10 protein-coding genes and 1 tRNA gene are annotated in these 11,186 nt (G+C 68.8%); 4 read left to right on the top strand and 7 right to left on the bottom strand.

The features are described 5' to 3' along the window. The first annotated feature begins 70 nt into the window (after positions 1-70). Positions 71-1,831 (top strand): ABC-F family ATP-binding cassette domain-containing protein, encoded by a 1,761-nt coding sequence (locus OHA18_RS06800; RefSeq protein ID WP_442914374.1) that lies wholly within the window; start codon positions 71-73, stop codon positions 1,829-1,831. A 420-nt stretch (positions 1,832-2,251) separates the two neighbouring features. On the opposite strand, the gene OHA18_RS06795 is transcribed toward OHA18_RS06800, so the two are convergent. Continuing rightward, positions 2,252-2,749 carry a MarR family winged helix-turn-helix transcriptional regulator gene (locus tag OHA18_RS06795; protein WP_329002893.1) on the bottom strand — a complete coding sequence of 166 codons (498 nt, stop codon included), beginning with the start codon at positions 2,747-2,749 and terminating at the stop codon, positions 2,252-2,254. 96 nt (positions 2,750-2,845) lie between these two features. Here OHA18_RS06795 and OHA18_RS06790 point away from each other — a divergent pair, with 96 nt between their 5' ends. Next, positions 2,846-3,631 carry a methyltransferase domain-containing protein gene (locus OHA18_RS06790; RefSeq protein ID WP_329002892.1) on the top strand — a complete coding sequence of 262 codons (786 nt, stop codon included), beginning with the start codon at positions 2,846-2,848 and terminating at the stop codon, positions 3,629-3,631. A gap of 2 nt (positions 3,632-3,633) precedes the next feature. After that, positions 3,634-3,981 carry a VOC family protein gene (locus OHA18_RS06785; protein WP_329002891.1) on the top strand — a complete coding sequence of 116 codons (348 nt, stop codon included), beginning with the start codon at positions 3,634-3,636 and terminating at the stop codon, positions 3,979-3,981. A 42-nt stretch (positions 3,982-4,023) separates the two neighbouring features. Here the strand turns inward: OHA18_RS06785 and OHA18_RS06780 are convergent, their stop codons facing one another. The 6 genes from OHA18_RS06780 to OHA18_RS06755 form a co-directional block, all read right to left on the bottom strand. Next, complete coding sequence (locus OHA18_RS06780) at positions 4,024-6,486, bottom strand: ABC transporter permease (RefSeq protein WP_329002890.1); 2,463 nt, start codon at positions 6,484-6,486, stop codon at positions 4,024-4,026. A gap of 1 nt (position 6,487) precedes the next feature. Continuing rightward, a complete protein-coding gene (locus OHA18_RS06775) occupies positions 6,488-7,267 on the bottom strand; it encodes an ABC transporter ATP-binding protein (RefSeq protein ID WP_329002889.1) in 780 nt (259 codons plus the stop codon). Positions 7,268-7,366: 99 nt separating this feature from the next. Beyond that, positions 7,367-8,035 (bottom strand): response regulator transcription factor, encoded by a 669-nt coding sequence (locus tag OHA18_RS06770; RefSeq protein ID WP_329002887.1) that lies wholly within the window; start codon positions 8,033-8,035, stop codon positions 7,367-7,369. Beyond that, entirely contained in the window at positions 8,032-9,216 is a 1,185-nt protein-coding gene (locus tag OHA18_RS06765; RefSeq protein ID WP_329002885.1) for a sensor histidine kinase, read from the bottom strand. The genes OHA18_RS06770 and OHA18_RS06765 overlap by 4 nt, the downstream gene beginning before the upstream one ends. 74 nt (positions 9,217-9,290) lie before the next feature. Next, positions 9,291-9,932, bottom strand: coding sequence for a TetR/AcrR family transcriptional regulator (locus OHA18_RS06760; protein WP_329002884.1), 642 nt, complete (start codon positions 9,930-9,932; stop codon positions 9,291-9,293). A gap of 60 nt (positions 9,933-9,992) precedes the next feature. Continuing rightward, positions 9,993-10,988, bottom strand: a complete 996-nt coding sequence (locus OHA18_RS06755) for an acyl-CoA desaturase (RefSeq protein ID WP_329002882.1) — start codon at positions 10,986-10,988, stop codon at positions 9,993-9,995. Between the two features lie 122 nt (positions 10,989-11,110). Here OHA18_RS06755 and OHA18_RS06750 point away from each other — a divergent pair. Beyond that, positions 11,111-11,182 (top strand) — tRNA-Gln (locus tag OHA18_RS06750). Positions 11,183-11,186 lie beyond the last annotated feature (4 nt).

The raw sequence follows: 11,186 nt of genomic DNA, 5'->3' as shown, positions 1-11,186 counted from the left end.
GACGATCCTGGCACGTCCGCCCCGGTCGGCTACCCTGGGGCGCGTTATGGCGGCACCTAACTTGGTCAATATGGAAGCTGTTTCCAAAGGCTTCGGCACTCGGACGTTGCTCGACTCGGTCACCCTCGGGATCGGGCGCGGAGAACGAGCCGGCGTGGTCGGACGGAACGGCGACGGCAAATCGACGCTTCTACAGGTCCTGGCGCGGCGAGAGGAACCCGACAGCGGCCGGATCACGCACAACCGCGACCTGCGGCTCGGGTACCTAGGGCAGAGCGACGACCTCGACCCCGGGCAGACCGTGCTGCACGCAGTGCTCGGCGATGTCGAGACCTACACCTGGGCTGCCGATCCACGCGCACGCTCGGTGATGGAGCACTTGCTCGGTGAGGTCGACCACCAGGCGCTGGTCGGCAGCCTGAGCGGTGGCGAGCGCCGCCGGGCGTCCCTCGCCCGGTTGCTGCTCACCGAGGTCGATCTGCTCGTCCTCGACGAGCCCACCAACCACCTCGACATCGAGGCGGTCAGCTGGCTCGCCGAGCACGTCGTCGACCGCGCGGGCGCCCTCATCGTCGTCACCCACGACCGGTGGTTCCTGGACGCGGTCTGCACGGTCACCTGGGAGGTCCAGGGCGGCAAGGTCTCGTCGTACGACGGTGGGTACGCCGCGTACGTCCTGGCCAAGGCCGAGCGGTCCCGCAGCGCTCAGGTCACGGAGATCAAGCGGCAGAACCTGCTGAAGAAGGAGCTGGCCTGGCTGCGCCGCGGCGCGCCGGCGCGGACCAGCAAGCCGAAGTTCCGGATCGATGCCGCGAACGCCCTGATCGAGAACGAGCCGCCGCCCCGGGACAAGCTCGCGCTGTCGCAGCTGGCGACCGCCCGGCTCGGCAAGGACGTGTTCGACGTCGAGGACGTCAGCCTGCGCTTCGGCGACCGGGTGATGCTCGACCACGTCACGTTCCGCCTCGGCGCGGCCGACCGGATCGGCCTGCTCGGCCCGAACGGCGCCGGCAAGACCACGTTCTTGAAGGTCCTGACCGGGCAGCTGGCCCCGGACCGCGGCCTGGTCAAGCAGGGCAAGACGGTGCGCGTCGCGAACCTGTCCCAGACCCTCGACGAGGTCGACGGTGCGGCGACGGTGCTCGAGCACATCACCGCGATCCGCCGTACGGCGGCGCTTGCGGGGCGGGGCGGTGAGCTGACGTCGTCGCAGCTGCTGGAGCGGTTCGGGTTCACCGGGGACAAGCTGACGACGCGCATCTCGGACCTGTCCGGTGGCGAGCGGCGCCGGTTGCAGCTGCTGCGGATCCTGCTCGACGAGCCGAACGTGCTGATCCTCGACGAGCCGACCAACGACCTGGACGTCGAGACGCTCACCGTGCTGGAGGATTTCCTGGACAGCTGGCCCGGCGTCGTCGTCACGGTCACGCACGACCGGTACTTCCTGGAACGCGTGAGCGACATGGTTTACGCGATCATGGGCGACGGTCAGGTCCGGCATCTGCCGCGCGGTGTCGATCAGTATCTCGACGAACTCGCCGCCGGAATTCCGCGCCGGGCGCCGTCGAATGCGTTGACACCGGCGCCGGAGATGTCCAGCAATTTGTCGGTCGACCCGGCCGCGATGCGGGCGGCGAAGAAAGAGCTGAACCGGATCGAGCGGCAGCTCGCCAAACTCACCGAGACCGAGGCGAAGCTGCACGACCAGCTGGCCGCCAGCGCCAGTGACTACGAGCGACTGGCCGAACTGGACACCGAGCTCCGCAAGCTGGCCGACGAACGGGCCGAGCTCGAGACCGCCTGGTTCGAGGCCGCCGAACTGGCGGAGTAGGCCGCCCCGCGCTTCCGCACGAGCCGCGGCGCCCCTCCGATCCCCTGTGATTCGGAGGGAGCGCCGAGCTCTGGGTGAGCGGCCCCCGTGCCGGCCGGCGTTGTTCGGGCCCCGAGCCCCGGACACCGCGCGGCCACTTTCGGCGGACCACCTCTTGCCGCCGAAGTCACCGTGATCTGACATTTTGTAGTCGGTCAGCCACCGACGGTGATGACCCTAGTCCGGGCGCTCACTCAGTGTCGATAGTCGTCGGCTACAGCAGCCTCTCGATCTCGTTGCAACTAGCAACGATCGGAGCCGGGCAGAAGTGACGGGTGGTCTTTTCGGATTATTCCGGCACAATTCCACGGGGCTGTTTGTCCGCACCAACAACGCGCTTTGTCGGCGCCGTACAAACCGATTGTTTTCGACGCGTCCGGGTCAGTGTTTTTCCAGGTCGAAGGGCCGGACGAGTTCCCGCAGTACCCGGGCGATCTTCTGCTGGTCGCGCTCGCTGAGCGAGCCCAGCAATGCGCGCTCATGGGTGAGGAGGTCGACCATCGCGGCGTCGACCGCGTCCCGCCCGGCGGTGGTCAGCTGCACGAGCACGCCGCGCCGGTCGCTCGGGTCCGGCAGCCGCTCGACCAGGCCGCGCGCGGCCAGCCGGTCGACCCGGTTCGTCATCGTGCCCGAGGTGACCAGGGTTTCCTTCAGCAGCTTGCCGGGGGAGAGCTGGTACGGCGCGCCGGCCCGGCGCAGGGCCGCGAGCACGTCGAACTCCCAGGACTCCAGGCCGTGCGTGTCGAACGCCTGGCTGCGGGCGCGATCCAGATGCCGCGCCAGCCGGCTGACCCGGGACAGCACCTCCATCGGCGCCACGTCGAGGTCGGGGCGCTCACGGCGCCAGGCCTCGATCAGCCGATCGACCTCGTCCTCCATGACTCGAGACTACCCATCAAGACTCTTGACATCAAGACAAGTCGCGGGGATAGAGTATCTCGACGTCAAGATAAATCGGTCAGAGAGGTTCTCGTCATGCGCACGTCACCAGTGTGGAATCCGGAGCAGTACGGCACGTACGCCGACGAGCGCGGCCGCCCGTACGCGGATCTGGTCGGCCGGGTCCGGGCCGCTGACGTCCGCACGGTCGTCGACCTCGGCTGCGGTCCCGGCGGGCTGACCGTGACGCTGCGAGAGGTCTGGCCCGAGGCGACCATCGTCGGCGTCGACAACTCGCCGCAGATGCTCGAGGCCGCGGAGCAGTTCGCGGACGACCGGCTGAGGTTCGAGTTGGGCGACGTCCGGGAGTGGAAGGCCGAGCCGGGTTCTCTGGACGTGATCGTCACCAACGCGACGCTGCAATGGATCCCCGAGCAGGTCGGCCTGCTGCCGGGGTTCGTCCAGGCTCTGAAGCCCGGTGGATGGCTGGCGATCCAGATCCCCGGGAACGGGAACGCGCCGTCGCACGCGATCCTGCGTGAGCTCGCCAACACCGAGCCGTACGCCGAGTTCGCGAAGGACGCGTCGCTCCGCCCGGACGTGCCCGGCCCCGCGGAGTACGTCGATGTGCTCAGTGCCGAGGGTTGCGTGGTCGACGCGTGGGAGACGACGTACTTCCACGTGCTGGCCGGCGACAACGCCGTACTGGAGTGGGTGAAGGGGACCGGAGCGCGGCCGGTGCTGCAGTCGTTGCCGGATGACCTGCGGCAGCAGTTCGAGGCGGAGTACGGCGCTCGGCTCGCGGAGGCGTATCCGCAGAAGGAGTACGGGACGTTGTTGCCGTTCCGCCGGATCTTCGCGGTTGCCCAGAAGAAGGGATGACGATGCGACTCGATCATGTGCAGGTGTCGTGCCCGCCTGGCGGTGAGGACGTGGCGCGGGCGTTCTACGCCGAGGCGCTCGGGATGACCGAGGTGGAGAAGCCTGAGTTGCTGAAGGCCCGCGGCGGGTGCTGGTTCCGCGAGGGTGCGGCCGAGATCCATGTCGGGGTGGAGGCGGGGTTCACGCCGGCGAAGAAGGCCCATCCGGCATTGGCGGTCGACGACCTGGACGCACTGGCGCTGAGGCTGGCGGAGCTGGGGTACCCGGTGCGATGGGACAACGAGACGATCCCGGGCCGCCGCCGGTTCCACACCGCCGACGGCCACGGGAACCGCATAGAAATTGTGTAGAAGCGGCTCGCCCGGCCCCCTCAAGCCAGGCGAGCCGCTGGCTCATTCGGTGGCGAGCGCGCCGGCCGGTGCGACCTTGGCGGCCCGGCGGGCGGGCAGGACCGAGGCGAGCAGGCCGGCGACCGCGGCCACGGCGGCGATGACGATCAGCAGCGTCCCGGGTACGGCGTACTCCACGCCACCGTCGACCGTTTGGCCGCCCATCAGCGCGCTCGTCCCGGTCCAGCCGTAGACCAGACCGAGGACGATTCCGAGCCCGGCCGCGACCAGTGCCATCAGCAACGATTCGACCGCGAGCATCCGGCGTAGCTGGCGGCGGGACAGGCCCATCGCCCGGAGCAGCGCGTTCTCCCGCGTCCGCTCGAGCACCGACAGGCTGAGCGTGTTGCCGACGCCGACCAGCGCGATCAGCACCGAGACCCCGAGCAGGCCGACGCCGACGATCAGCAGCACGTCGAAGATCTTCGTGTAGCTGGTCCGCTCGGCCAGGCCGCCGGTGACGGAGAGGTCCTTCACCGTCGGGATCGACTGTTGTACGGCGTCGATCACGTCCGAGCCGTCCGCCTTCGGGTCCGATGCCAGCCAGAACCCGGTCACCGGCGCGGTCGGCGCCAGCTTGGCGAGATCGGACGTGCTCACGGTGATCGGATCGAGTCCGGTCGCCTGCTGTGCCGTGAGGGTCAGCTTGTGCTGTCCGGACACGATCGTCAGTGGCGATCCGTCCTTCAGATTCAGCATGGTCAGCGTCGAGTAGTCGAGCAACGCCGTACCCGGCTTGAGCTTGCCGGCCGCCGCCGGGTCGTGGATGACGGGTCCTGCCGCCGCCGGGTCGATGCCCGTCACCTGGACCTCCTGGCCGCCGGACTTCACCGTCACCTGGCTGACCGGGGCCACCTGCGTGATGCCCTTGATGTCGCGCAGTTGCTGCTCGGCGTTGGCCGGCATCTTCTCCTTGTACGTGGTGACCATCAGGTCGACCGGGTACTGACCGTTCATCGACACGTCGAACGTCTTCCGCACGGAGGCGATCCCGACGCAGGTGAGGCTGATCAACGTCACGCCGATGAGCAGTGCCGACGTCGTGGCCGCCGTACGCTTCGGGTTCCGGACCGCGTTCGCGACGGCGATCCGGGCGGGTACGCCGCCACCCTTCGCGGGCAGCGCGCCGATCACCCGGATCAGCGCCGGCACCAGCAGCGAACCGACTGCGAGGATGCCGAGGAACGACAGCCCGCCGCCTGCGACACCGACCAGGACCTGGTGTGACGAGGCCCCGGCCGCCAGCAGCAGGCCGCCACCGGCGAGGAGCAGGAAGCCCAGGACCAGGCGCAGTACGCCGGCCTTGGAGGCGGCGGCCGGAGCAGCCTCAGGACGCAGGGCGGCCAGCGGCGCCACCTTGGTCGCGCGCCGAGCCGGTACGACGGCAGCCACCAGGGTCGCGACCGTACCGAGCAGGAGCGGCAGGAACACCGACGAGAGGTCCAGGTGCAGCGGCACCGGCGGGATGCCCCAGTCGAACTCGCGGGACAGCGCCAACCCCAGCGCGGAGAGCGCGACGCCGAAGACCACTCCGATCGCGGACGCGATCACGCCGACCACGGTCGCCTCGGCGAGCACCGAGGAGAACACCTGCCGACGGGACGCCCCGACGCAGCGCAGCAGCGCCATCTCGCGGGTCCGCTGGGCGATCACGATCGTGAACGTGTTGCTGATCACCAGGCAGGCGACGAACAGGGCGATCACGGCGAACATCCCGAACACGCCGCCGAGAACGTCGATGCCGTTGGTGTAACTCTTCACCTCGTGGGCGATGAACGCCGTACCGGTGAAGGTCGTCAGGCCCTTGGAAACAACTGCTCCCGCGGCGTCGGCCAGCTGCTGTTGCGTGACGCCGGGCTTGGCGGCGATCGCGACCCCGCGGACGAACGCGCCCGGTTCGAAGATCTTCACCATCGCCGGGGTGGCGACCGCGGACGCCGTACCGACGACCTTCGAGTCGTCGAGCAGACCGACGACGGTCACGTTCCACGACTTGTCGTCGTACGAGCTGATCCGCAGTGTCTGGCCGACGGTGACCTTGTGCTTGGCCGCGGTCCGGGCCGGCAGCGCGATCTCGTTCGTTGCGCTGGGCAACCGTCCGGAGGAGGTGCCGGGGCCGGCGATCCGGGTGGTGTCGTAGAGCGAGTCGATCGGAACCGTGGTCGGCCGGACCAGGTCCGGGAACGACGCCTCCATGTACGCCGTGGTCAGCGTGACGACCGACGCGGCCTGCGGAAGCTTCTGCACCTTCGCGATGTCGTCGGGTGAGATCGTCGATCGGTCCGGGTACACGACGGCGTCGACACCCTTGTACTGCGCGCCGATCGTCTCGTCGACACCGTGCGACGCGGAGGAGTGCACGATCATCGCCAGCGACCCGAAACCGACCCCGAGGACGATCGCCAGGCAGGCGGCGACCAGGCGGCCCAGGTGGGCGCGCAGCGAGGAGAGGATGGAACGTCGCACGTCAGGCTCCCAGCTGCCGCAGCGCGTCCAGGACGCTCTCCGGGGTCGGCTGCCGCAGCTCGCCCGCAAGCTTGCCGTCGGCAAGCATCACGACGCGGTCGGCGTACGACGCGGCCAGCGGGTCGTGGGTGACCATCACCACGGTCTGGCCGAACTCGCGGACCGAGCGGCGCAGGAACCCGAGCACCTCGGCGCCGGACCGTGAGTCCAGGTTCCCGGTCGGCTCGTCGGCGAACACGACCTCCGGACGCCCGACCAGTGCCCGCGCGACCGCGACCCGCTGCTGCTGACCACCGGACAGCTCCGACGGCCGGTGCGTGAGGCGGTCCTTGAGCCCGAGTACGTCGATCAGCGTGCCGAGCCACTGCGGGTCCGGCTTGCGGTTGCCGAGCTCGAGCGGGAGCAGGATGTTGTCGTTCGCGGTCAGCATCGGGAGCAGGTTGAACGACTGGAACACGAACCCGACCCGGTCCCGGCGGATCTTGGTCAGTTCGGCATCAGGCAGCTGGGTCAGCTCGGTCTCGCCGAGCAGGACCTGGCCGCCGGTCGGGGTGTCCAGCCCGGCCAGGCAGTGCATCAGCGTCGACTTGCCGGACCCGGACGGGCCCATGATCGCGGTGAACTGGCCGACCCCGAAGTCGACCGAGACGCCGTCGAGCGCGGCGACCGCGGTATCGCCCTGTCCGTACACCTTGCGCAGCTCGTGCGCCCGGATCGCGGTCCGCGGCTCCCCGTCCTGCGGCAGCCGCCCGGCCGCAAGCTCTCCGGTCTGCAAGCTCATGTCACTCCTTGGTTCAACTCCGATGTTGTCCAAGAAGTTAGTGATCCGCGGCCCGGGTTACGTCGGACCAGAGTGGGGACTCCGAGTCCTACCTGGGTATTACTTGGTCGGCCGGACCAGGCCCGTTTCGTACCCCAGGACGACGAGAGCGACCCGGTCACGGAGGCCGGTCTTGGCCAGGATGCGGCCGATGTGCGTCTTCACCGTTGCCTCGGACAACGTGAAGAGCTTCGCGATCTCGGTGTTCGACAGGCCGCGGGCCACCTCGACCAGGACCTCGCGCTCGCGGGCCGTCAGGTCCTTGAGGTCGGGGCGCTCGGTGTCGGTATCGGGCAGCGCCCCGGCGAAGTGCTCCAGCAGGCGTTTCGTCGTACTCGGGGACACCACTGCGTCACCGGAGTGCACCTGGCGGATCGCGGAGAGCAGATCGGCCGGCGGGGTGTTCTTGAGCAGGAATCCGGCCGCACCGGCCTTGATCGCGGCGAACGCGTACTCGTCCAGGTCGAACGTCGTCAGCACGATCACCTTGGGTGCCTCCGGCAACGACTGGAGCCGGCGGGTCGCCTCGACCCCGTCCAGCCGCGGCATCCGGACGTCCATCAGTACGACGTCGCACGCGGTCACGTGGATCTTCTCGATCGCCTCGCCGCCGTCGCCGGCCTGGCCGACCACCCGCATGTCCGCCTGGGAGTCCACGAGCATCGTGAATCCGGCCCGGACGAGCTCCTGGTCGTCCACGAGGAACACCCGGATCACGTCGTCGTTCACTGCTGGCCTCCAGTCGGCAGGTCGTACGGCAGTTTGGCGATCACCTCGTAACCGCCGCCCGCCTTCGGTCCGGCGCTCACCGTACCGCCCGAGACCGAGGCGCGTTGCCGCATCCCGACCAGGCCGTGACCCGGGTCCGAGCTCGGCGCGACGCCGGCACCGCGGCCGTCGTCGGTGACCACCACGGTCAGCATCTCGCGACCGAAGTCCAACGAGACGGAGGTGAGCGCTCCCGGCCCGGCGTGTTTCAGCGTGTTGGTCAGACCCTCCTGCACGATCCGGTACGCCGTGAGGCCGAGCAGCGCGGGCAGATCGCGGGGCTGACCGGTCACGTCGTACGTCACGTTCAGCCCGGCTTCCCGGACGTTGTCGATCAGCTCCGGCAGGCTCGAGACGCCCGGCTGGGGACGCGGCTGGTTCGGGTCGAGCTCGTTCTGCTCGTCCTGCTTGAGCAGACCGAGCATCTTGCGCATCTCGCTCAGACTCGCGCGGCCGGTGTCGCCGATGGTGGCCAGCGCCTTCTTCGCCGCCTCCGGGGACTGGTCCGCGGCGTACAGCCCGCCGTCGGCCTGGACGATCATGATCGACAGGCCGTGCGCGACCACGTCGTGGATCTCGCGGGCGATCCGGGTCCGTTCGTTGCTCACGGCCAGCTTCGCCTCCCGGTCGCGGTCCCGCTCGAGCTGGGCGGCGCGCTCCTCGAGCTGGGCGACGTACAGACCGCGGGTACGGCGGCGGTCGCCGAACGCCCAGACGCCGAAGACGACTGCGGCCAGGCCGACCATCGTCGTGACCTGCTGCTTCCAGTCCGAGTTCGACCAGTACCGCGAGGTCGCCATCAGTACGCCGAGGCCGCCGATGCCTAGCGCGATCCGGCTCAGCCGCACGTCGCCGTACACGGAGATCGCGTAGAGGGCGACGAGCAGGCCGACGTTGCCGGGCTGCAGTTCGATGCCGAACAGCCACTGCACGGTCGCGACCGAGCAGACGGCGAAGAAGACCAGCTCAGGGTGGGTGCGGCGCCAGATCAGCGGGACCAGCATGCCGAACGCGAGGATGCCGCCGAAATGCGCCTGCGCGAGCGACAGGAAACCGAAGGTCAGGCAGAGCCCGCCGGCCAGGAACAGGTCGAACGCCTTGCTCCGGGCAGGCAGCGGCCTCGCGGTCAGCATCCCCGTCATGGTCGCCAGGGTACGGGGCTGTTTCGGTGCGGAGGTCATGCCACGGGCGGATCTCGCCGTACGACCGCGGGTTGTTATTTGTGCGGTCTGGTCGCCAGGGTGGGCTTGGCCTCGAGGCCGGACAGGCCGTTCCAGGCGAGGTTGACGAGGTGGGCGGCGACGTCCGGCTTCTTCGGTTTGCGCGCGTCCAGCCACCACTGGCCGGTGAGCGCGACCATGCCGACCAGCATCTGCGCGTACATCGGCGCGTTCTTCGGGTCGAGGCCGCGGCGCTTGAACTCCTCCGCGAGGATGTGCTCGACCCGGGTCGCGACATCGCTGAGGATCGAGATGAACGACCCGGTCGACGACCCGACCGGCGAGTCCCGGACCAGGATCCGGAAACCGTCGGCGTTGTTCTCGATGTAGTCGAGCAGCGCCAGCGCGGCCTGCTCGACGAGTTCGTGCGCCCGGCCGGCCGTCAGCGCACCGGTCACGCCGTCGAGCAACGCCCGTACCTCGCGGTCGACGACCACGGCGTACAGGCCTTCCTTGCCACCGAAGTGTTCGTACACGACCGGCTTGGAGACCTCGGCGCGGTGCGCGATCTCCTCGACCGAGGTGGCCTCGTACCCCTTCTGGGCGAACAGGCCACGGGCGATGGTGATGAGTTGCTCGCGACGTTCGGCACTGGTCATCCGGATCCGGCCGGATCGCCGCGGTTTGGGTTCCGTCACGTCGTGATCACGTCAGCATCATGCCGCACTTCGGGTATTGCCGGTGGGAGTTTTGCCGGGTCAGGCAGCCTTGAGAGTACGGGGCGAAGAGTCCACACGTCGGGCCTCCAGCCGCTCCTTGACCGGCCAGCGGACGTCGGTGACCCAACCCCGCTTCTCGAAGAACCAGATGCACCGTGCGGACGTGTCGAGCTGACCCTTGAGTACGCCGTGCCGCGCGCAGGTCGGGTCGGAGTGGTGCAGGTTGTGCCACGACTCGCCCTGGCTCAGGATCGCCAGCCACCACACGTTGCCCGACTTGTCCCGGCTCTTGAACGGCCGGTCGCCGATCGTGTGGCAGATCGAGTTGATCGACCAGGTGACGTGGTGCAGCAGCGCGATCCGGACCAGGCTGGCCCAGAAGAACGCGGTCAGCGCGCCCTCGATCGACCACGACCACAGACCGCCGATGATCGCCGGCAGCAGAACGCTGGTCACGACCAGCAGCGGGAACAACCGGGACACCTTGACGATGTCCTTGTCCTTCAGCAGATCCGGCGCGTACTGCCGCTGCGGGGTCTGCTCGGTGTCGAACAGCCAGCCGACGTGCGCGTAGATGAAACCCTTGGTGAGCGCGCCGAGCGACTCGCCGTACCGCCACGGGCTGTGCGGGTCACCGTCGCGGTCGGAGAACTTGTGATGCTTGCGGTGATCGGCCACCCAGCGGATCACCGGCCCCTCGATCGCCAGCGAGCCGGCGATGGCCAGCGCGTACTTCATCGGCCGGTTCGGCTTGAACGACTTGTGCGTGAACAGCCGGTGGAAACCGATCGAGATCCCGTGCCCGGCGACCGTGTAGAAGATCACCGCGAGTACGATGTCGTGCCAGCCGAGGAACCCGCCCCACGCGATCGGCACCGCCGCCAGCACCGCCAGGAACGGGATGCCGATGAACAACGCCAGCGCGACCTGCTCCCAGGTCTTCTTCTGCTCACCACCGAGCGTCCCGGTGTCAACATCCTCGACGGCCGGCGCGGTACGGGTGGGCGCGGCCGGCGCGGCAACGGGTGGGGTCATAGCGGTTCATCCCTCGGGTCCGGGGTCCTTACCTACGCCACCGTAACCTACGGGACCGTAGGTAAGGAACCCCTCAGCGTGTCGTCCACCCCACTCATGGCAAACTGTCCCGGCAACCACGATCCCCCGTGGGGTAATCGGCAGCCCGCGAGACTTTGAATCTCGAAGACCAGGATCGAAACCTGGCGGGGGAGCAGC

The organism is Kribbella sp. NBC_00709 (assembly GCF_036226565.1).
Classification (GTDB): Bacteria; Actinomycetota; Actinomycetes; order Propionibacteriales; family Kribbellaceae; genus Kribbella.
Note: the sequence above shows the minus strand (reverse complement) of the source record. Positions and strands in the feature narration are given on the sequence as shown.

What these genes read in the sequence shown, in the direction of transcription:
- OHA18_RS06755 (WP_329002882.1), bottom strand. Translation starts at nt 10,988, where the DNA reads ATGACCCCACCCGTTGCCGCGCCGGCCGCGCCCACCCGTACCGCGCCG.
- OHA18_RS06765 (WP_329002885.1), bottom strand. Translation starts at nt 9,216, where the DNA reads ATGACGGGGATGCTGACCGCGAGGCCGCTGCCTGCCCGGAGCAAGGCG.
- OHA18_RS06785 (WP_329002891.1), top strand. Translation starts at nt 3,634, where the DNA reads ATGCGACTCGATCATGTGCAGGTGTCGTGCCCGCCTGGCGGTGAGGAC.
- OHA18_RS06795 (WP_329002893.1), bottom strand. Translation starts at nt 2,749, where the DNA reads ATGGAGGACGAGGTCGATCGGCTGATCGAGGCCTGGCGCCGTGAGCGC.
- OHA18_RS06790 (WP_329002892.1), top strand. Translation starts at nt 2,846, where the DNA reads ATGCGCACGTCACCAGTGTGGAATCCGGAGCAGTACGGCACGTACGCC.
- OHA18_RS06800 (WP_442914374.1), top strand. Translation starts at nt 71, where the DNA reads ATGGAAGCTGTTTCCAAAGGCTTCGGCACTCGGACGTTGCTCGACTCG.
- OHA18_RS06775 (WP_329002889.1), bottom strand. Translation starts at nt 7,267, where the DNA reads ATGAGCTTGCAGACCGGAGAGCTTGCGGCCGGGCGGCTGCCGCAGGAC.